Below are 22,010 nucleotides of genomic sequence, written 5' to 3'. Positions count from 1 at the left end.
TCGACCTATTTGCTTCTACGTCAGCCGCTTGAGCTTGCCGAAAGCATAACCTAGCCTGCTTTGGAAGCAAATCTGGGCATAGATACGATGGGGCGGGCCCAAGTAGGATTGATTGTCGGTGTCGCAGTGCTCGCCGCAGCCATCTTCGGCGAGAAAAACAAATCTGCGCCGACGAGCAAACCCGTCGCTGCTGTAGGTCTTGAACTCCCTTCCTCTCCGCCTGCGGCTCAGGCTTATCTACCCGGTCCAGTTTCCCGACCTGCGCTCGTGAACCGATCTCTGGCGCCAACCGATCTCCGGCTTCCGGAACGTCGTGCCGTTCCGCCCAAACCGAACATTCGCAGCCTCTATGTGACGGGCAAGGAAGTTCCCCTTCGCGAGGCGCCGGATGGCAACGCGCGGATCCTCGACCGGCTACCCACAGGCATGGAGGTGGCCGAGCTCGCGCGGCGCGAGGGATGGGTGGAAGTTCGTCATCCCATCACCGCTGTTGAAGGCTGGATGAGCACGCGGCGCTTGACGACAGTGCCCCCGCGTGAAGTTGATAGCGAGAAGCGCCCACCGAACGTTATCGCTCCCCTTGATACAGCGGCGATCGTTGCAGCCCTGATCGCGCGAAGCATGGCAACCTATTCAGGCAATTGCGCTTGCCCCTATCATACCGACCGTGCCGGACGGTCCTGTGGGCGCAGAAGCGCTCACTCACGCGGTGGCGGGAGGGCGCCACTTTGCTTCGCCGACGATGTTACGCCGTCCATGATCGCGAACTACAAGGCGCGCGGCGGACGATGACGGCGAGCGCCGCCAGCGCGCCGGCCTGGTCGCTCGCCCTCACCAGCGCTGTGTCCGGCTTCCGATACATCTATAGATTTAAGAACGGACATATTGCACGCCGTTTGAATTGACGTAGAGTTATTGCTCGAAAATCGCTTCTACGGAGGACCAACATGGCCTTTCCGCTGGCTTTCGTGCCATCGCAGTCTTGGAAAACTGGCATCCGCCGGTTCGGTGCCTATCGAACCCGGACACGCGTGCATGCAGGATGCGACCTCTATGCGCCCGATGGTACCCCCATGCATGCCGTTGCGGATGGCGAGATCATCATCTTTCGACTGTTTTATAAGAACGCCTGGGCGGTGACAGTCGACCATGGAGATTTCATTGTTCGTTACGGTGAGTGCAAGCCGCAATTGCCGGCGGGACTCAGAGTCGGGTCCGTAGTTTATAAACGACAGGTAATTGGATGGGTCACCAAGATGACTGGGATTGTGAATACAATGATTCACTTTGAGATGTACGACAAGACCGCGAGTGGCGAACTCTCCAACGGTAGCGCCCCCTATAATCGGCGCAAGGATCTGGTCGATCCTACGCCTTTCCTCGACAGGTGGAGCTTAGAACTTCCGCCATCGCCGTGACGAGGGTCGGTCCCCCGCACTTGGCGGGTGCACGCGAGAGAGGAGACGCCAGCCCGTTTGGGGCCCGGCGGTGACGGTCGGCCAAGGGAACGGCGCTGGCGCCAATCGTTATAGCAAGGGGAGGGCGCGATGAGCACGGCTCAGCAATTGGATGCCAAATGGAATGACACCCTGGGGGAGATGCGCGCGTTGCACGACCAACTCAATGTCGAGCTGCCGCAGGCGCCGGCAACGGAGCCAACCTTTAAGGATGCGACGCTCCAGACGCTGCTCGACAACATCAAGGCGGATGACTTCATTGGATGGTCCGAGCTCCACGAGATTGATCTGCGGCTGATCGGACTGATGCCCGACCCGCTCGTCGGCGCCCAGTTCGCCAGCCGCCGTCCACTGGCCTCTGCGGCCGGCCTAGCCTCGGCAGCGGCGCTCGAGACCGAGTTCACAAAGAACGGCCAGACGCCGGATGGACGCAGGGCAGTGCTCGCGGAGCTGGCCAGAGCCATGCAGGCCGTTGCGACCTTGAAGCGCGTAAACCGCCGGGCGAGGAAGGAACTGACCGGGAAGCTGAACCGGCTTGCGCTAGGGTTGTTCGTTGGGCCAGTTGTGGTTCTGGCGCTTTATCTGATGGTTTTCGGCATGGCCGGCGCCGTTGGCCGCGTTCACCTCATCGTTGTCGTCTGGTTTGGGATCATCGGCGCCTGCATGTCGCGCATGATTGCGATCCAGGGTGCCGACATCGACTATGACGATCTGGTCTCGGGGTTCTCGACCTGGGGCGTCGCCGTGAGGTTGATCTTCGGCGGCGCGGCCGCGCTCCTTCTCTATCTGATGATCGCTGGCCATCTGCTGGGGGGCGATATCTTTCCGGCCAAGGAGTTTTCGGTCTTCACGCGCAAGATCCCGGACGGACAGGGCTGGCTCGCGGTCGTTCCATCGATTGACTTCGCCAAACTGCTCGTCTGGTCGGCCATAGCCGGATTCTCGGAGCGTCTCGTGCCGGAGCAGTTCACGCGCCTTCAGGGCACCTTGAATAAATGAATCGCCGTCGCGCGAAACCATAAGAGCAACCGGGGAAAGGGGCGGCCATGCCCATCAAGGAACACTGGATCGTCGGCATCCCGAAACAGCCGCTCGACCACGTCGGAGGCCAGCAGGCCAATCCAAAGCTCGTCGTCATCCACTATTCCGTGACCGATACAGTGGCGGCGGCGGTGGCTGCCCTCAACAGCCAGAAGCTAAGCTACCACATCCTGATCGCTAAGGACGGCAAGGCCTATCAAACGCGGCCCTTCACCAAAACGGCGGCCCATCCGGGGCGGAGTAACTGGAAGCGTCCTCAGAACGTACGCGATGCCGGCAGCGAGCAAATCGGCTCGATCGGCGTCTGCCTCATGAACATGGGGTATGCCCATGGCGATCGGCCGCACGCGAACGCCAGGCTGATCTACAATCCCAACGACCAGGGCATGAAAAGCTGGGAGATCTATCCCAAGGCGCAGATCGAGGCCTGCAACAGCATTGTGGCCGACATCATCGGCGCCTATGCCATCACCGAGGTAGTCGGGCATCATGACGTCGCGATCATGGGCAAGTTCGATCCAGGCCCGCTCTTCGATTTCGCGCCGCTCAACGCGCTCATCGCATCAGCGCCAAGCCTTGGCCTGAAGACCACCGTCGATGCGCCGGGCGGCACGATTCCCCTGCGCGAAGACCGCCGGGGGAATGGCAAGATTATCGCCAAACTGCCGCATGGGACGAGGGTGCATATCCGCTCGGTCGTATATGGGCCGCCCTTGCTCAGCCTGGACGGTGTCGCCAATACCCCCGCGAACAAGAAGAAGCGCTGGCTGACCGCTTGGGCCTCGGTCGGCCTGGACGAGACCAACCGCCATGCCGGCTATGTCCACATGAAAGGGCTCGCGGCCAACCCGCTGCATCCGGACCTGAAGCAAAAGCTGAAGCAGACATCCGGCGACTGAGCATAAAAAAGGGGCGATTGATGGCGAGTATGACGTTTTCTAAGGATGGGCTGCGCGAGCTGATCGGCCATGAGGCAATCGTGCAAACGCGCTATCGCGATTCAAAGGGCATCTGGACGATCGGCGTCGGACACACGGCCAATGCCGGCGCGCCGGACCCAAAGACCTATCGGGGCGAGATGTCGATCCCGGAGGTAGTTGAGCTCTACCTCGACGATCTCAAGAGCTACATCGCGGCGGTTAACAAGGCGGTCAAGGTCAAGGTTTCGCAGACCGAGTTCGACGCGCTGGTCTCCTTCCACTTCAATACCGGCGGAATCGCCAAGGCGGCGCTCGTCACGTCGCTCAATGCGGGCGACCGCAAGAAAGCGGCCGCCGAGTTCCTGAACTGGAAAAAGCCGCCCGAGATCCTCAAGCGCCGCACGAAAGAGCAGACGCTGTTCGCCACTGGAGCCTATCAGAACGGCGGCAAGGCCAATCTCGTCCCGGCCGACACGACCGGAAAGGTCGAGTGGAGCAAGGGCAAAGCGATCGATCTGACGAAGTGGCTGTAGCATTTGCCCGCGACAGCTATTCCGGAATTGCCGGATATGGACGAGCAAACGGCGCCGGACTCTCCATATAATAGGATCTCCGATTCGGGCCGCCACTCCAAGCACCAAGATCGTCGATGATCCAGCCAGGGGGCCATTGCACCTCATCGAGAAATGGCATGAACTGGCATTGGGAGTTCGTGGTAGGGTACGCGCTGCGCTCATTGATCTTGTTTTTACATTCCGCAGCCGTCGGGAGACATCTCACCGAGAAGGGAAAAACAGCCCCTTCTTCGCGACCTTGGAAGCACCACGCCGCGACGGGTTTTGTCTCGCGCCAGCGGTCAGCTGGAACGGGTGTGCTGACCCAGACTTCGATCGGCCCCTTGCCGTCGATATTCGGAGTGCTCACCGGTTGGCCCAGAACCGGAACGCCGGCTGCGAGCAAATCCAGAGCCAGCCTGCGAGCCGCAGGACGATCCTGGGGTGGGCCATATCGGACGGCGTTTACGCCGACGGCCGCGGCGGTCGTCACCCGAGTTCCGTCAAGTCCCAGTACCTTCCAGGATAGGGCCGTCAGCACCGCCTGAATGTTGCCGGCATCGGCGCGGCTCATCGAGCCACCATATTGTTGGTTTGAGAAATTCAGGTTGGTAGACCGAGTCTCGGCCGGGGCGAAGACGCGGCCACGCAGGCTGTCGACGACGGCCTGCGTCTGTGCGCCGATCTGCATGCCGCCCGACGTGGCATCCGCCTGCAGATCAAGCAGGGCCCGGCGCAGCCCGGCCCGAGTTTCGGCCCAGTCCTCGTCCTGCCACGCGTTAGGCTCGACCTTTGCCAGCAGATAGAACGCGTTATAGCGTCCTTCTGCCGAAAGCCCATCGCGCGACGGCTTCATCGCGAGCCGGGTCAGTCCCGATGCCAACCGCTGTCGCTCTACCGGCTGCAGCCCGCCGACGTTGCCGAGCGCTGCCTCCAAGGCGGCGACTGCCCGCCGGCGTCGATCGCTGTCGTCGGCATTGATGTCGCCGATGCGCGAGAGCAGGGATGTAAGGTCGGCCGACGTGGGATCGGCCGCGATGGGATTGGGCGGAGGCGAGACGACCCGAGGATAGACGGTGAAGACACCGAAGGCGATCACGCCGGCGACGGCAGCGAAGCGCCGTTTTGTCCGCCCGGCTTTCGGCCTGGATATTGGCGCAGGCGACTCCGGCAACTTTGCGATCTCGGCCGGCAGGAAAGGCGGCCTCGGAACCTCTGGAGGTGGCGCCGGCTCTTGTGGTTCGTCGATTGGATTCAGCCGCACCGGCGATCCCGGCAGGGAATTGTGCCAGGGCTGCTGTTCGAACCCGGTCCATTGCTGGAGCGTGGCGGAGACATGGCCGACCATGTCGGAGATCGAGAGCCCCGGCGTTTTGATGTGTTTGAGCAGGGCGGCCGTGAACGGACTGTTGTTGCCGATCTCCTGGAGCAGCGCGGCATCGCTGCTGCGCACCATGTCGGCCGCCGTCGCGCCGTCGCTGGTGGAGAAGATGATGTGAACCGTGCGCGGATTCTGGCTCTTGCTGCCCTTCGGCAATGAGATGCCTGCCAGCCCGGTCGGCGGGAGGGTCACGCCTTTCGCATTATCGTCCTCGTCCTTGAGGAATTGGCCCCTGAACGGGTCGTTGCGGCAGGCGTCGAGGATGATGATGCTATTGCTGGCGCGATTGCGCATGCGCTCCAGGACGCTCGACAGCGGCAGGGTCAGGTCGTTCAGCAGGGCTTTCTGCGGGACGCTGGAATCCTTGAGCAGGAGATAGTTGGCGCCGTCGACCTGAACGGCGTGGCCGGAAAAGTAGAAGAGCGCGATGTCGGCGTCGCGCGTGCGATCGAGAAAGTCCTCGCGCGCGGTGAGCGCCTCGCCGCGTTCGGGATCGCGAATGAAGTCCTCCCCGCTCGCGCTGCGCTCCAGCTCGAAGCCGAGCTCCTTCAGCGCCGCGGCGACGGCGCGCGCATCCGAAACCGGGCGCTGCAGCGGCCGAAGCGCCTCGTAATCCTCGACGCCCATCACCAGCGCGACGCGTTTGCCCAGATTGCGCGGCATGGCTTCAGGTCTCTCCGCCCGGAGTCAGATTGTGATCGTTACGCCGCTTTCCCCCTCGCCCGGGAAGACGCAGTCGTAATGGTGCTTGTCCTTCAGGGCGGGTATGTCCCAGCAGGCTGTACGTGGCTGGCGGAAATTGAAGATCAGCTCCGTCCGCTCCTGCTGCGGCCGCGCCTTGCGGCGGCGTTCCTCCTGCTTGAGGATGCGCGCGATGGTTGCCGCATCGGGATGGTCGTGCCTCGTCCCGTCCGTCGAAAAGGCGTAGCGGCGGCAGTCGACCAGGGAGAGCAACTCCGGGGAAGTGTTTGCCTGGCTGCCATGGTGGGAGACCTTGAACAGGTCGATCGGCATCGGATCGTCGGTCGTCGCGCCAAGGTCGCGAAGCGATTTCGCCATCAGGCCCGGATGCGCGTCGCCTGGCATCAACACGCATTTTCGGTCGAACCTGGCAAGGAACGCGATGCTGGAGCCGTTCGGCGCCGCCGTGTCTTCGTTGAAGGGTTGGCGAGCTAGGGCGTCCACGTCGAGCATCGCGAACGACTCGGTCGCCTCCCCGTCCTCCTGCACCAGATCCGGGTCGAGCGGGCGCAGATTGGCCTTCTCGAGCTCGTCCAACCATCTCGGCACCAAGGCGGCGAGCTTCTCGTCGTCGGGCGAGATCAAGGTGAACTCGATGTCGCCGAACTTGATAGGCTCTCGCGCCGCGGGATGGTTGATGGAGACGACGCGCCCGGCAAAGGCCTTGTTCCAGCGTGCGCGCCAGTTGAACTTGAGGATGCCGGCCGACAATTTCTCGCCCTGCACGGCGCCATAGGCCTCGTAGTCGTCCTGCGCCCGGTCCCGCGCCTCGATCAGATGATGATATGCATTGAACCAGACGTCGCCGGGGTCGAAGGAGGGCGCATCCGCGCGTACCAGCGGCATCGCCCCCTCGATATGGTCGGCATCGACATGGGTGATGACGAAGAGATCATAGCTCTTCCTGGCCTTCAGCTCCGGCAGGAGCGCCCGATAGTCCTTGGTGCGGCCGAGGTCGACCAGGGCCCGGCGCGGCGCGCTTGCCTCGCCCCATTCGAGCGTGGCGCAATCGCCCTCCGAGGCCGGATGCATGGTGAGCTTGAAAACAGGCGCCATAATCAGTCCTCCCCCGGTATTGCGCGCAATGTCGTGAAAAGCTGGCCCTGAATTGTGCGTTGCGCCACAGCGCGGACGCGCTTGGCCATGCCGCGGGCGTCGTCGTCGTCGAACAGCGAAAGCCCGTGGGCGAGCCAGTCGAGCGCGATGCCGAAGACCGGCACGCCGGCGCTGTAGGCGGTTTCGAGCTGCGCCCGCATCACTTCGGGGCGGTCGCTGAAGGCATCATCGTTCCACAAGCGTCGCGCCGCGATTATGGCGGCGTCTGGTAATGACGGGTGCTGCCCGGCAAAGTCGTCATGCCATTTCGCGGACAGCCCCGGCGCCTTGTAGCGCGATGCCAGCGCCGCGATAGCCACGGCCGCGCTGACGAGCGGGTTCTTGCTGCCGACGATGGCGGCGCGGTCGCTGCCGGCAAGCAGCGCGGCCGTGGCTATCGCGGCATTGCCGAAATCGCGGCGGCCGAGGAAGGCGAAGAGGGGCGCAGCGGGGCCGGGCTCGGCGAGCGCCGTCACCTTCTGCGATCCCTTATAGGAAACCGCGACGAGATGCGGCCTCCAGCCGAGATCCGTCCAGATCATGCCCGGCGTCGGCACAGCGACATCGAAGGCTAAGCCATCGACCGCACAGCGCAGCCAGAGCGGCCTCGCGCGCACCGATCCATCCGGCTCCCTCCTGAAACGCTTCTGGACCAGCTCGACGATGTCGAGCCTGGCGACGGCGCCGTCGTTCATCGCATGGTCGCCGAGGCGCGCGCCGACATCTTCCGCCGTCGCCGCCGTCGCCTCGAAGCGCAGGGGCATTCGAAGCTCGGCGGTAAAGGAGAGTGGCCGGGAGGCCCGCAAAGCCGGCTGGTCGCGCAGCGGCAGCGGCAGCACGCCGGCCGCAGCCGCCGTAGCGAGCCATTCATGCGGGGAGCCGCCGGCATCGAACGTCACCGTGGTCTTCTTACCGGCGACGGTCATCACGGTTTCCTGCAGGCTCCGCCCGTCAGGCAGCGCCAATGCGACCCTGTGCCGGCCGGGTGCGACTGCAATGCCGTCCATGACGTCCGATAGCAGCCTGATCACCGGCGGCGCGTCGTCGCCAGGCTGCACCGTGACGATGCCGGCCGGAGCGGGCATCGAGCCGCTCGATGTCGCGACGACGGCAAGCTCGGTTGGCCGCGGGTGCTCCAGAATGACCACGCCTCTTCTGGGAGCCGGCGTTCCTCCCCGGGGGGCGTCGAAACGGTCGGCCCTGAACGGATCGAAGATCGCGCCGTCGCCAGGGGTCCCAGGAGCGGGGAACGGCATGGGAAATGGGTCGGGCAGTGCAAAAGGGGCGCCGAAACTCTCGTTGATGCCGCGCGATACTGGCAAGGGGGCGGCGGCAACGGTCGCGAGGCTGGGTGCGCCGATGCGCGCGAAGAGCACCGGCCTGTCGGGCTCGACCGGCAGCGAGCTTGTGCCATTCCCCCAATCCGCGATCAGCGAGACCGGCTCGTCGCGCTTGAGCTTGGTCGCGATGAAGCGCTGCCCGGCCGGTTTGGCGAGCGGTGTGGCGAGCCCGCTGGATGGCTGCACCAGGATCGTCGCCTTTTCCCAAAGCGAGGGATCGGCAAGGCTGATATAGGCGTGAACCTCGCTGGCCGAGATCGAGGCTTGGTGGATTGGGAAATCCGCCAGGGCGCTGGCGTCCATGCGTTGGAACTGATGCTCCGAGCGCGCGAACAGTTCGAGATAGCTGTCCATTGCCCGGAAGATGCCGAGCGAGCTGACGATCCACGACCCGGTCATCTTCGACGCCCCGGCATGGCCGAGTGCCGCGATCAGGCTCTCGGCAAAGAGCGAGTTGCGTCCCATCCGACCCCTGGCCTCCATGCCGGGCTGGGCCGCGAACATCGCCATCTGCTCGATATCGGGGCCCGGCATCGCCGCTAGGGGGAGAAGGTCGGTGCCGATCTGGAACCGATCGGGGAGGCCCAGCGAGATATTGCTCCGGCAGCAGTCGAACAGCAGCAGCTGGGAGCGGACCGGCTGCCGCTTCATGAGGTCGGCGAGGACGTCGAGCCCGATCAGGCCGTTAACGAGGTTGGTCGTGCTGGCGCTGTCCCGGTCTTCCAGGATGAAGGCGGTATGCTTCTCGTCGCGCAGGCCGTGGCCGCATAGATAGAGGATGGCGATGTTGTCGCGGTGTCCGGTCGCGCGCGCCAGCCAGGCCCCGAAGGCCAGCTTCAGGTTGGCGGAGGTGGCGCGCGGTACGTCGATCCCGGCAAAGGTAGCAGCCCGGTCCGCACCCTCCGAGAGCAGGATGGCGAGGCTGCCGAGAGGGGCCCCGCCGTTCGCGAACCCCTCGGGCGCCGGCAGTGGGGTGATGCCGTCACCTTGGGTGCGCAGGAACCAGCCGGCGATCTCGCGCGCCGATCTCGTTGACGAGGTCAGCTCCGCGAGGCCGGCCGCCGCTCCGTAATGCCCGACACCGACGACGAGGACATGCGCCGAGGACGCGGACGGCGCGCGTGTCGTGTCGTTGAACACAAGCCCAATCTGCTGATCCTGCTGAGAGTTCAATGTCGGCCCTCAAGGCTAGGCAGCCAAAAGCTCCAAATAAGGAGTCCGCCCCCATTTCCAACGCCTAACATTACGTAGAGTTAGGTGCGCTACAAGGATAAAGTGCAGAACGGAAGGTTCAGTTCAGAAGCGCGTGGGGGCTACTACGCCATGCTGGATGAGCCAGCCATGGCGGCATGACTCGAACCAAACGGCCTTCCGAACAACCCGAGGCCGTTCACCCCACGCCCGTGTAAAGCTAGCTCGCTTGCTTGCCCGGCCCGTGAAGGCGCGCCCTTCCCGGCAGCTCTATTGGCGTAGAGCGGACTTCAAACTCGTATGAAACGACCGGAAGCCCGTTGCTTGAGCCGTTGTGCGATAGCCCCCGCGGACGCGCTCTTCCACCAAAGTTTGCGCGCGCTTCGATTCTCGAATGTAGACGTCAAGATCCGCGCTGTTCCTGAGATACGGCCACTTCTCAAGGTACTCGGGCACCTTGGCCTGGTTTGCGACAAAAGATGCCAGAAACCGCTCTTTCTCGGTCGCTACGCCGATCTCCCATGGCACCCACCAGGAAGCCTGGGTTTCAGGGCTGATGACAGCAAGGAGCTGCGTGCATTTCTCAAGCTGTGCTCGGATGTAGTCAGCCAGATCTGGGCCGCTTCCCGATAACTGAGTGTCGATGGTGTCAATGTAAACATTCAGGCCGCCTGCCTTCAAATAGGCAGCGATTCCGGATGCAATCTGGCTATCTTCTTTCTTATGCGAGACAAAAACCCTCGGCATATTATTCTCCCTATTAACTAAATTCTCTTCAGGATCGCCAAATTTCTGTAATGTGCACCGAGGGCAGTCAGCCGACACCCCTTCTCTTCGAGCGCCGCGTAGAACATGTGCTCCGCATCGACTGGCGCGACCAATCCATGCCTGTTGCACATCTGAAGTTCCTTGAACGTGCGCTGGTTATCCTCGTTATTGGGGAAAGTACTCTGCTGTTCCTCCGACAGAGCTTTGCGATCGGGCTCAAAAAGAGGGGTCGAGTTTGAACTCGAACGCCGGATCCGGGAAATACTCAGGAAGCCTTCGGAGCACTTCGAGAGGTATCTTCGGCGCAACGCTACGAAGTACCACGAAGGTCTGGACGTTAGCCTTATAAACGGGCCGCTGCTCCCACTCACCAAGCGTCTGATCGATGAGCGAATACAGACCGGCTGGCGTGATGCGACCGCACACATCCGCGGCGCTGCCGCTCAAGCCGTCCAAAAGAAGGCCCGTGAAGAGGCCATGGCCTCCCGATTCACCTGCTACGCCGTCCCGGTGGCAGGCTGTTAGTATCGTGACGCCATTGCCAATGAGAGCTGAATGGGAGCCCGAAAGGCCCTGGAGTTCACCCGCGTAGCCGGACTGGCAGCTATCCAGTACAATGACGGTTGATTTGATCCGGGGATAAGCTTCGTTGGCCAGGCTTAAGACGTCGGATAGCGAAATTCCCCACGTTGGCCGGGTGCCGTCCTGGCTCACAAGATAGCCAGAGTTGGTCTCGGTATTGATGATGCCGTGCCCGGCGAAGAATAGCAGCGCAATGTCTGCATCCGCCTTGAAAAGCTCGACGATGGCATCGTACATCACAGGCGTAGATATTGGTCCGGTGTTGCTCGTGAGGACTCGTACGCCGAAATTCGGAGAGCCATCTCCGTTACGCTCAAGAGTGTTCGCAAGAGAGATCGCGTCGTTGACACAACCACCGAGCGGCTTCACTGAATAGTCGTCAATGCCGATGACCAGCGCGCGCTTCATTATCTGCCCCCATCGATGAGGATTTTCAAATTATCCCATGTCCACTTGTACATCTTGTCGGTGGTAAGGGCGGCAGTAGGTTTAATATTGGTCCGGTCCTTGTATCCTGACAGCAGGAAGTAGGGTATCGCCTCATCTCGGGCGATGGCGAGCTCAGCGCTCACTCCGGCGGCGGTATTTGTATTGAGTCCGCACAATACGATAACGACATCGACGCTTCGAATTCTGGCTCTAGCTTTTTCCTTCCAGTTTCCAGTCATATGCTCTTTGATTGACCAGTCAGCCAGTTCAAAAGGGCTGTCAGGCAGCTTGGCTTGGCCGATCAGAAATGTCTTTAGTGTTTCGTCGTGATCATAGTCGAAGCTAATGAAGACGCGTTTCTTCGCCATTTTATAGCGGCCCCCCGGACCTCGTTATTGCTGTGGATTAGCGAGTAATTCTAATGCTCCACTCTAACGCATGATTTTCCGTTTTGCACGCTATGGGCGTGCGTTGTCTACCAATATTCCGGAAAAGCATTGATTTGGCACCCGCGCCTGCCACGAGGTACGGATAACACGACGCGCGCAGTGGCCGGTCTACAATGCCTTGATAGCCGGTGCGTGGGGACAAAAGCTCAATTTGGGCGTGTGAGTTCGCCGCGAACAGCTCGTGCGTCAGCAAGAGCTTTTTTGTGCTTCTGCATAAAACGCCGCAGCGCCGAAAAAGTCGTGTGACTCGTGATCGAAGCTTCGAGCTTGTCGTGCCATTCAGGCAAGCCGGCGATGAGAGTCAGCGCATCGACTATTTTATCGACCACAATACCCCGGCTGGTTTTCGGGAATAATTTCCCGTTCAGGGCCGCTGCATAAGCCTCCATAAAGTTCAAGAATTCAATGAAGGCTTGTTCGCGCTCGAGCTCATTCTGACCTTTCGCGCGGAGGAGTGCGCCTTCGTGTTCCTTGGCGTCCCGTAGAAATGTCTGCAGCGCCTGGAGGTCGGTGGTTCGCCGGGCGACGGATATCTGCCAGCCGATGAACCCCAAGCCGAAGATACCAGCCGCTGCGGAAAGGCATTGCCCAATCGCGGAGGCAAGATCCGTCTCGGCACTCACGCCTTGTCAGATCCTGGGGAGGATGCAGCAGGTGCGGGTGCCGGCGCTGTAGGTTCCGAAGCGGCTGGCGCCGGAGCCGGCGCGGTGGGAGCGGTTAAAGCCGCCTGCAAGTTTGCCGAGCTCAGCCCCCTTTCAATGATACTCGAGCTAAGGCTGTGGTTCGACTGAACAACTTCGGACGGCTCGTCATCGGTCATGGCATTTTTCCTTGTTGATGCGTTTGAGTATGCATCACAACGTACCGTCGTCACACGCGGACGTGCAAGAACAAACCATGAAATTTGCACGCACTCAGGGGATCGCCCTGGAGACGGTCGGCGCTGAACTGCCGAGGTGACTTCGGGGCCATGCCTGAGGCGAAGGGAATTCATCCAACGTATGCCTGAAGGATTGGCGTTGCGGGTTTCGCCGCCTTGGATCGCCGTTCAGTCGTTTGTCTGGACGCGCGCCGGATAACTTCCAATTTGCGCTTATTGCCGTCAACGCAGGCCAAAATCGTCGCTTCGTCGGCATTGTCGATAGCAACCGGTTCACAGAGGCCGCTATGTGCGAGGCGGCAGTAGTCGCCTCGCAGGAGCTCATTGCCGGCCTCGCGTGCCAAATCAACGGCGGGAGCCGGGATCCCATAGGTCAAACGCACCGTCAGGCGCGACACGCGATCGCTGAGTTTCAGCGACGGATGAAGGATTTCAGCGACCTTAGCGGCTGTCGGTAATACATCACTGGTTCGCGCGGCAACGGCACGCACAGGGCCGGCGGCACCGCCAAAAGCGCCGCCAAATTGCGTGAGGATTTGCTCGATTTCCTGCATCGCCTGGCCGGAAACATACAGCAGGCAAGCCACAGCTTTCTTGGCCCGAAGCGTGGGTTGGTGGCTATCCACGGCAAACCGTTGGAACGCGTTTAAAATGCGATGGGCTACGCCTTGGTTGCGGAGTTCCTGGGCCCAGAGAGCGGGCTCCTTTTGAGTACTCTTCTTGGTGATCGGGAAGTGAAGCTGATCGAGCTCAAGCGTGGACTGGGCAGCGCTGATGAGAGCGGGGTCGGTCACGTCGTCAGGGGCGATTCCTGAAAGACTTTCTACCAGCCGAATTATCGAGCCCACTTCTGTTGCAGATTCGCCTGCCAAGCGGCCGAGCGGCAGCAGATGATAGGCCTCGTGCTGGTCGGTTTCGATGAGTCCATGGCTTTGCAGGTCGCCCAGCGCAGCCAGAAGATCGGTCCGGCTCCAGCGCCAGCTTTCCCGCTGAGCCGCTGCCTGAAACGCACCGAAGCTCGCTTCCAGGAAATCAATGATCTCGTCCGCTGTGACACCATCGCCGGTTGCGCGTCGGGCAGCAGCAAGGACCCGAACAATCAAGGAGCGGGGATCGGTTCCGGAGCTGAGGAAGCGGGAGACGAGGTCCTCAGGAGTGCCCGTGACATAGCGCGACCAAAAATTGAACTCTGTGCGCGGCTCCATCGCGATGAGATAGGCGGTCCCTTTTTCGGCGTAGCCCAGCCGGCCCGCTCGGCCGACCAGGTTCTTATATTCTGCGATGGAGTATGGCTTGTCGCCGGGATGTTGCAGCCCGGCGATGATCACCGATGATGCCGGCGTATTCACCCCCATGGCCAGGGTTGTCGTCGCCGCGATGACGCGCAGCTTCGCAGCAGGATCCCGGAACGCCTCCTCGACGATCCGGCGCTCCTCAGGCTCCAGATCAGCGTTGTGGAATGCGACCCCTTGGGCGAGCGTCGTTCGCAGATCTTGGCTGGCTTGAGAAGGATCGCCGGCCGGGAGCTGTTCAAGAGCTTCAGATGCAGGCGGTAAGCCCAACGCGTCTGCGAGATAACGCGCGCACCCCCGGGTTTCGCCTTTCTGCTCGCGAAAGACGATAACCTGCTGTCCCTCGCCGACCAGCTTTTGGACCAGAGGGATGATGAGATCCTGACTGGAACCCTTTCCAAACAAGCGCCGGATGATGGGACCATCCGAACGGCGTTCCTGGCCGGCTGCCGAGTCCAGAAAACGGTAGCTGCCGTCTCCTAGGAGAAGTCCCTCGTCGAGCGGTACTGGCCGCTCGGTGCGACGAAGGAGCTTCGCGCCGAGCCATCGTTCGAGGCCATTCGTGTCACCGATGACAGCGGATAGGGCGATGATTTGCGGCTCAACATCTGCGCGCCGCTGCATGCGGATCAAGGTCAGGACGAACTCGAGATTCGCGCCGCGGCTCTCATCAGCGATCATCTGGGCTTCGTCGACGACGATCACGCCTGCCTGGGCGAGCACGTGAGGATAGCTCAACGCGACGGCAGCGAATTTCTCATATGTCAGCAGCGCGATGTCGTACTGGCCACGGATGAATGGCGAGATGTCGTCTGTCTCACCCGTTGCTTCGATCGTTCGAACACCGAAGGCAGCGTAGGTGCTTTGAAAATGTCGTCTCTTGTCGGCAACCAGGGCCTTTAGCGGAAGGAGGAAGATGGCCCGCTTGCGTTCAAGAACCTGCTTCAGGGCAGCCAGCTCCCCGACCAGCGTCTTGCCGGATGACGTTGGCGCAGAGACGACCAGATGGTTGCCGTCGAGTACGCCGAACCCATTGATTGCGTCGACCTGAAGCGCGTTAAGCGACGGGATCGGGCCGGCCCATGCATCGACCAAGGCAGAGGGAAAACCAACCTTCTCAAGTGAGCGAATGTCCGTCGTCACCGGGGCCGGCATGCTATCGGGGAAGGCAGCGAAGAACTTCGCGCCTGGCACGAAGACAGGCCAGTGGAGGCCGCCGTCGATGCTGCCGCGGAATGTCGGATTCTGCGGCCGGCCGATCTGTTGGGCGGCTGCCTTGACGCGTTCTGTTACGTAGTCGAGCAGACGGTAGATCGGCAACTTCCCCGCTTCGACGATATCTTCGACACCGCGCAAGGCCTCCAGGAGATAGAAGGTCAGAAAGCCATGGCCATAGCGGTTGTGTTCGTAAGCAGGCTCGTGAGCGTTCGACGCCGTAAAAATAATACGACCTTGACCCGCAAGGTGGTCGAGTTTCATCTCAACCGAGCGCAGATCTCGCGGGCGAGCCTCAACCTTGAGTACCTTAGCCCCTATGCCGCCCGAGAAGCAGCAATCCAGGAAAAAGACCAAACGGCGTGCCGGGATGCGGGAAAACCATTGCTCAATGAGCTCAAGAGGTATGGCGGTCGCAGCAAGGTCGTCGATCTGCGTATCGTGGGTCACCAATTCATGCGTTTCCGAGCCGTGCCCGGAAAAGCAGATGACGACGGTATCCTCAGGAGCACATCCCTCCAGCGCTTCAAACTCGGTTTGGAGCCGCGCGCGCGTGGCATCTTGGTCAACGAGGAGAGTCGACGTTCCGCCCAATGTGTCCGCGAATAGCGCTTCCAGCGCCACGGCATCCCGGCGGGCACAGCTCAACTCATTGATATCCGTTGAAAGGTATCGATCAATCCCGACAAAAAGCCCGCGGAATGCCATGCGCTTTTCAGCCGCCAAGCTTTTTCAGCAGGTCCGCGGCTGAGCCGAGGCGTTGACGACGTGCCTTGACCCATTGCATCGCTTGGCCGGCCAGGCCGGCGTTATGCGGTTCGATCTGAGCAGCTTGGCGCGCTAGGTATTCCGGAATCTGGTTGATCGTATCCTCAATGTATTTGGCAGCCTCGTTCGCTTGTTGCGCGGGCACGGTGATCCCGACAATGAGATTGCCGCCGCGGATATCGCCACGCGGTGGGTTCATGTTGAAGGGATTTGTCCGCAGGCGCCAAAGATCAGGATCGCCTTTGAATGGGATTGCTTTGGTAGCCTTTAAGCCCGGAACGCGAGTGGGGCCCCGATTGAAACCGTACCGGTCGTGAACTTCGACTTGCGTTTCCTCAACGCTCGGCTTCGCGGCCGCAAAATCTACTTCCAGTGGCTTGATCGTCGCCTCTTTCGCAACGAGTTCCGCGATCTCATCGTCCGATTTCTCTGAAAAAAGCTTGTCTGAGAGTTTATCAACGTGCTGCCGCAGCAGCTCGGCGTGGTGCCGGAGAATCGCGTCGAGGTCGACCTGATCCCGCCGATAGAAAAGAAGTTCGCCCAAAACAGTCATTGCCACCTTCCAGCGATTTGCGATGCAGCCTAACGGATCATGCCCAACAAGGAACGTACCACGAACGGCGCCATATTACGACGCGAATCTCCTGCATCTCACAAGCTTTGAGTGTTGTTCTGGGCAACGACAATGCGTCGTCCACAGCTGTTTCATTCTGAGTCGTGGTAGCGCGCGAAGGGTTGCCCTTCCTCTCCGTCGGCCTGATGCCCGATTTTCCGGCCCTTGCCGATGGGCGGGGTTGGAGCAACCGATGTTGCGCAGTCCAATTTAGAGCTGACAGCAATGCCGTATGGGATCAGCGCTTCGGCAAGCGAGGCCGATCATCGGCGCCAACGCCGCTATCGTTTTCTCCGGGCCTCAGTTGGATTCGAGCTCTATCAATGCCATGTTGAGGAAGTAAGCGATGCTTTTCTGGCCTTTCGCTTGCGCGTCCGCGACCAAGGCTTCGATGCGGCCAACAAGATCATCGGCGCGCTTGAGTGGCACCCGAGGGACGATCGAAACCATGTGCAGCTCCTCTGCTAGCGACGGAAGTCTCTTCGTTGTCGCCTTCACTATCGCGTCGCTCGAACGCTCTGCCATCGGCTCCGCCGGGATATAGACAAGTTGCCAACCCGTCACCGGCGGTTCAGCCAACTGGCCTGTTCTCCTAATGCAGGCCCTTGTCGGTGCGTTGCTGCGGCTGACAAACTCTGGAACATACGAAGCAAGCTGACCGAGAGCAGCGAAGGTCGAACACCTCCCCGGCCCAGCCCCCCGCGGGCCGGGGGGTATTGTGTCGGGTTTAGGGGCAGGCCTCCCACCACAATTGGTAGCATCTGCGTCCTGTTCTCTGCACCCAGATCTGAAGTGAGCGAACGTCGCTCAAATCCTCGATGAGATCTGGAACCTCCGTATTCCGATGGCCCACCGCTCGCCGACCGGAAGCCTATCGTCGACAGACGCTATCGGATCATTGGCAGTGCACAGGTTGGATGAGCCGGAGGCAGCGGGGATTACGCAACATTGCTGTCGGCGCCATGGTGCCCTACCGGTGGGCGGTGGGGCATTGCAGAAGAACGGCCAGTAAAAATTGATACATAAGAACAGTAGTTATCTGGCACTCTCAAAAGATACAGACATTAGTGTTCCGCATTATAGCTTACTAAATTGAATTACCCCAATCTGCTACTCAGGTTGCCGACCCTGAACCAAATTCTTTCTGAAGCTGCCGCTCTGTCCGTACGTTGGCTTGGGTCGGAAGTTCGTGGACGTAAGCCAGCGGGGCGGGTCGGGTCGTGACCAGTCGCTTCAGTATCCTCTCAGGGGGCGCGAGACCAAGCCGCTGCGCGACGATTGACGAATTGGCCTCGATCCAATCGCAGCGTTGAAGATGTTTATGCAGCTTGTCGCCGTCGCGCCCATGGAAGTCCTGCATCCACGCGGCCACCTCGCGAGGGGTGCGGGCAGCTCCGAACCATTTGCATTCAACAACCACCCAGGTCTTGCCATTTGCGCTGACCGCCAGCACGTCGATTTCACCGAGTTTTTTGCTGGCCCCGAAGCGCGCCATCGGGATCGACTTATGCGGCGTCCAGCCGCCCTTGGCGAAGATGCTCGCGATTTTGTCTTCAAACGCGCGGCCGCGGCGGGCGACCTCGGTGTCCATATATTCCTTAGCCGCTGGAGAACGCAGCCTCGCCTTGTCCCAGATTCCCATTTCCAGCAATAGCATTGCATAATCGCTCCCCATTCGGACCTGGCGAACGCCAAACATGATCTCAGGATCGTCCTCGCCGCTCAGGACCAGCAGAGGACGGGTCATCAGCGATAGCCGACGCTCGTAGAACCAGGGAAATATGTCATTGGCGGTAAAGTCAGGAGGTGGTTTGTCCCAGGCAGAGCGCGTCGGTAAGCCGAAAGCCGCTATAAAGCGGTCAATCTCGCTGCTGGTAACGGCGTGCCCCAGCCGGCCAGTCATCTCGATCACGGCTGCCGTCAAGGCGGACTGTCGCAGACAGGTGACCTCAGAGGATCTCTCACCGGCGATGCTTTGCAAGGCGAATGCGATTGTCGCGACCGCCAAAATGGTCAGGCCGATTTCCTCCAAGACTGCATTTTCGAAGGCGCCGTTGTCTTCTGCCTCGATGTCAGGTGGCAGCAGATCGTCCTCATGCCCGGCGACCCACTCCGTGTCGTCTTGCGGTGTGTCGTAGAGGTTTGAATAGCCCTCCTCGTCCAAAGTTACGGACTCCTCGAGGCACGCGTGAAGATATTGCGTCATGAACTCCTCAGCGCCTCCGCCATAGGGCAAGATGGAGCCGTTAGGCAGAAATGTGAGCTCTCCCTTCACGAGTTTGCGCTGTGCAGCATCGCTGAACTCGGCCATGCGGACGAGCGCCGCCACCTGCGCTGCGATGGCGTCGATGTCCGAAAGTCCCGGTGGGCGTCCGCTTGTCAGCGGACAGGCGCAAAGCGCCATCTCGGCAACGACGCGATAGGTTCGGAAGGCTTGATCGCGCTGGTTGGCGCGCCGGACTCCAAGTTGTGGGTCATCTGCGTAAGCGATACGCCGTGCCCGCGCGCCGCGCTCGTCATCGACCCGATGTCTATGCGTCGCCTCGATCAATCCGAGGACAAGGCGCAACGTCGCGCTTCGGTCAAGGGTTGAAAGTCGATCGCGGCATGCCTCCCAGTGTACGTCCACGGCTGCGTTGAGGATCGTGTTGACCTGTACGGCATCGCCGATCAGCGTCATGGGGGGTGCGACCGTGAGGTCACCGCGGACGGTCAGGCGCTCGTCCATCCAGCGGCCTGCGGTCGCGAGGTCGTGTTCCTGCAGCGGGCGATAGCGGGTTTTATCCGCCGTAAGATCGATGGCGAAGGCCTGATCAACACCGTGAGTGATGTGGATCATCTTCAGATCCGGATTGGCGAGGATCTCGCGCGCCCAAGCCATCGGTTTGACCGTGGCGGTCTCGCCACGAAGCGTCAGGATGCCCTCGAGAACCCAAGCCAACACCTGAATCTCGGCCTCATTATCCACCCGGACCATGCGCTCCATGAGATCGGCGGGCAGCATAATCCTCACCTCCGAGCCATCTGGGCAGTAGAAAAACTGCGCGTTGTCCGGCCCATCGGTGATCGTGGTCGGTATCGGAAGCAGCGTCACAAGCAGAGGCTTCGCGGCAGCCGAAAGCCGCTTCGTTGCGCCGGCGGCAGCGCGAGTTAACCATTCCAGCACTGCCTGCCACAAAAGACCGAGAAACTGCCGATCTTCTGTGCTGAAGGGAGGGCGGCCAACCGATACCCACCACGGGCCGTGTTCGTTCTCGATCGCCCCGAGGAGTGTTCCTCCTGAGATCGCCAAATGATCATGGTAGACCGGGATCTGCAGATCAGGGGAGGTGCCATCGTCGCTAGGATATCGCTCCACCACAGCAATCTCACCCCAAGGGGTGCGTACACCATGGGTATGCCATGCTTCCCTAATCCGACGGATCAATGGTGCCAGAAGCGTTGTGTCGCCGATAAACGCAGTGCCGCGCATATCCGCCAGCGCCGGCGCGAATGTGAATCCGAAATTTTCCCAGACGCTCCAATAGACGAGCGGATCTGGCCAGAGTTTGATGATCGTGCCGCGTTGCATTAGCTCCCGGAGCTCGGCGAGCATTTTCCAGAGCTTGAGAAGCTCGAAACCCGGGGCGCGCAGGAGCATCGAAAATGAGTAGGCGCTCATCGTGACGACAAACCACTTTGGCCCAATGTCGGGTAGCTCGCCGATCTCAAGGCCCCAGCCCGGCGAGTTGTGCACGACCAGACTCAGGCCTGCGTCGCTGACACTGTCTTCTTCGAGAGTCTCATGGAGTTGAGCGACTAGACGGCTCACCGCGATAGCCAGCGCACGGCCACCACCCAACCGTATTAACTCGGCATCTTCGCGCGATTCTGGCCACTTAGCTTCCAGCAGCAGCAGATGCGCGTGCTTGTCATGGTCGAACTCAAGCGCCAAGGCACGATCCTTGATCGACCTGCTCCAGCCCGGATCAGGCAAGCCTAGCTCGCGCCCTGGAAGGGGTTTGGCGCGGGCCCGCGGCAGATCCACCCCAAGCCAGCGCACAAGATCACGCTGATATAGGGTTTCGGCGTGCGAGGGGCCCAGTGAGAACACCAAATGCGCCACAGCTGCATTCGCAAGGCCGGACGGGCTCAGAACCTGCAAACCGTCCTCACACTCGATGAGGGGAAAGTGGTCAAGATCTGTGCCGCCAAACGGTTGCTCCAGCAGCCTTCGTGTTGGCTGAAGAACAAACCTATTCAGCTGCTCGCGTTCGATGCTCAATACATCCAGCTCCTCAGCACGAAAGAGGGCCAGTGAGCCGAATTTGAACGCCCGACGCACGTTTGGCCGCAGCTGTGTGCCGGGCTCGCTCTCGGCGAACGCGCCGACTTCGAGCCTGCGTCTAGCCGCGAGAGATTCGCTCAGACGCAGCAACGCCACGACGTCGCGTACCCCCGAGATGTCGGCCACGTCGTCGCCGGCTTGCTCGGCGGTATCGAGCAGGCGTTGGAGATGGAAACCAACGCCGGTGTACATGCCCGGAAATATCCGGAGACCCCACTGAGGGGTCCATACGATGTCAACGAAAACATCCTCTGCCGGGTCTTCGTATGAGAAAGAGGAGTGATCGGACATAGCGGCAAAGAGAACCGTCAGATCGTTCTTGGTCGGCGGTCGTCGCCCCTTGGCTAGTACCAGCGTCCAATGCAGTAGCGTCAGGATGCGGGCGTGATTAGCGAGAAAAGCAGGTTCGAGCAGCAAGCCCGTCAACATGAGACGAAGTGCTACGCCGTCGAGCGGAGTGAGACTGCGGATAATCGCGGGAGGCGGGCGGAGGGAAAACAATGAGGGTTTCCGAATGTTCGTGCTGATCCGCTAGGGAGTTGGCGATTGGCATTGCCTTATCCCTCAGCTTATCATCCCATAGCGGAGTTCATGACAGCTCTCATTTGGGGCGCCCGGCAAGCTAGACTTGGGCCCTTGCCCCTGAGAAGCGGCCGTTCCGCTCGTCGGTTGCGGCGAAAGCAGCCAGTAGCAGATTTGGTGAAAACCTAGTCCGTTTCCGTTGGGCATCTGGCCAACTCACAGCGAGGACCTCGTACGGTTGACCTCGCCGACACCGCGCTGGGAACATAGCCTTTGTCCGGCGCCTTGCTTTCGCCATGGCCAGCGCCGGTGAGGGAAGCGATCGATCTAGATCGCTCATAGAGCTGCCGGATGGAGCTCAGACAGCCGCAAAGAGAACAGGGCAATAAGCACTCAACTCAGTACCAGTGCCGAGGGGGGCAAGTTTTTGCTTGATTGCTCAGTA

At 60.9% G+C, this 22,010-nt stretch carries 15 protein-coding genes and 1 pseudogene; 5 read left to right on the top strand and 11 right to left on the bottom strand.

All coding sequences use genetic code 11. From position 1 onward, the window contains the following. The first annotated feature begins 60 nt into the window (after window positions 1–60). The 5 genes from QO058_RS30275 to QO058_RS30255 all read left to right on the top strand — a co-directional run bounded on the left by QO058_RS30275 (window position 61) and on the right by QO058_RS30255 (window position 3,951). Entirely contained in the window at window positions 61–792 is a 732-nt protein-coding gene (locus QO058_RS30275; RefSeq protein WP_284173144.1) for an SH3 domain-containing protein, read from the top strand. Between the two features lie 155 nt (window positions 793–947). After that, complete coding sequence (locus QO058_RS30270) at window positions 948–1,418, top strand: M23 family metallopeptidase (RefSeq protein ID WP_284173143.1); 471 nt, start codon at window positions 948–950, stop codon at window positions 1,416–1,418. A 129-nt stretch (window positions 1,419–1,547) separates the two neighbouring features. Continuing rightward, a complete protein-coding gene (locus tag QO058_RS30265; RefSeq protein ID WP_284173142.1) occupies window positions 1,548–2,456 on the top strand; it encodes a hypothetical protein in 909 nt (302 codons plus the stop codon). 47 nt (window positions 2,457–2,503) lie between these two features. After that, window positions 2,504–3,397 carry an N-acetylmuramoyl-L-alanine amidase gene (locus QO058_RS30260; protein ID WP_432212094.1) on the top strand — a complete coding sequence of 298 codons (894 nt, stop codon included), beginning with the start codon at window positions 2,504–2,506 and terminating at the stop codon, window positions 3,395–3,397. A 29-nt stretch (window positions 3,398–3,426) separates the two neighbouring features. Next, window positions 3,427–3,951, top strand: coding sequence for a lysozyme (locus tag QO058_RS30255; protein WP_284173140.1), 525 nt, complete (start codon window positions 3,427–3,429; stop codon window positions 3,949–3,951). 16 nt (window positions 3,952–3,967) lie between these two features. Here the strand turns inward: QO058_RS30255 and QO058_RS30250 are convergent, their stop codons facing one another. From QO058_RS30250 to QO058_RS30200, 11 genes and pseudogenes are all read right to left on the bottom strand, one after another. Beyond that, window positions 3,968–6,016, bottom strand: coding sequence for a caspase family protein (locus QO058_RS30250; protein WP_284173139.1), 2,049 nt, complete (start codon window positions 6,014–6,016; stop codon window positions 3,968–3,970). A 24-nt stretch (window positions 6,017–6,040) separates the two neighbouring features. Beyond that, entirely contained in the window at window positions 6,041–7,150 is a 1,110-nt protein-coding gene (locus tag QO058_RS30245) for a ComEC/Rec2 family competence protein (protein ID WP_284173138.1), read from the bottom strand. Between the two features lie 2 nt (window positions 7,151–7,152). Further along, window positions 7,153–9,669 carry a caspase family protein gene (locus QO058_RS30240; protein WP_284173137.1) on the bottom strand — a complete coding sequence of 839 codons (2,517 nt, stop codon included), beginning with the start codon at window positions 9,667–9,669 and terminating at the stop codon, window positions 7,153–7,155. Between the two features lie 321 nt (window positions 9,670–9,990). Then, window positions 9,991–10,467: a toll/interleukin-1 receptor domain-containing protein gene (locus tag QO058_RS30235; protein ID WP_284173135.1), complete on the bottom strand. Its 477-nt coding sequence runs from the start codon at window positions 10,465–10,467 to the stop codon at window positions 9,991–9,993. A 17-nt stretch (window positions 10,468–10,484) separates the two neighbouring features. After that, window positions 10,485–11,478: pseudogene (locus QO058_RS30230) on the bottom strand (caspase family protein). Further along, a complete protein-coding gene (locus tag QO058_RS30225; protein ID WP_284173134.1) occupies window positions 11,478–11,867 on the bottom strand; it encodes a TIR domain-containing protein in 390 nt (129 codons plus the stop codon). Before QO058_RS30225 ends, QO058_RS30230 begins: the two are co-directional and overlap by 1 nt. Window positions 11,868–12,094: 227 nt before the next feature. Further along, window positions 12,095–12,571, bottom strand: coding sequence for a hypothetical protein (locus tag QO058_RS30220; RefSeq protein ID WP_284173132.1), 477 nt, complete (start codon window positions 12,569–12,571; stop codon window positions 12,095–12,097). 367 nt (window positions 12,572–12,938) lie between these two features. Continuing rightward, entirely contained in the window at window positions 12,939–16,061 is a 3,123-nt protein-coding gene (locus QO058_RS30215; RefSeq protein ID WP_284173131.1) for a DEAD/DEAH box helicase, read from the bottom strand. After that, complete coding sequence (locus QO058_RS30210; RefSeq protein ID WP_284173129.1) at window positions 16,051–16,656, bottom strand: hypothetical protein; 606 nt, start codon at window positions 16,654–16,656, stop codon at window positions 16,051–16,053. Before QO058_RS30210 ends, QO058_RS30215 begins: the two co-directional genes overlap by 11 nt. A 360-nt stretch (window positions 16,657–17,016) precedes the next feature. Continuing rightward, the gene (locus QO058_RS30205; protein ID WP_284173128.1) at window positions 17,017–17,295 is read right to left on the bottom strand and encodes a hypothetical protein; all 279 of its coding nucleotides are present in this window, start codon (window positions 17,293–17,295) and stop codon (window positions 17,017–17,019) included. Window positions 17,296–17,830: 535 nt separating this feature from the next. Further along, a complete protein-coding gene (locus QO058_RS30200; protein ID WP_284173126.1) occupies window positions 17,831–21,544 on the bottom strand; it encodes a hypothetical protein in 3,714 nt (1,237 codons plus the stop codon). Window positions 21,545–22,010: the final 466 nt, after the last annotated feature.

Source organism: Bosea vestrisii (assembly GCF_030144325.1).
Classification (GTDB): Bacteria; Pseudomonadota; Alphaproteobacteria; order Rhizobiales; family Beijerinckiaceae; genus Allobosea; species Allobosea vestrisii_A.
The sequence above is the reverse complement of the archived record's forward strand: the minus strand, read 5'-3'. Positions and strand labels throughout refer to the sequence as shown.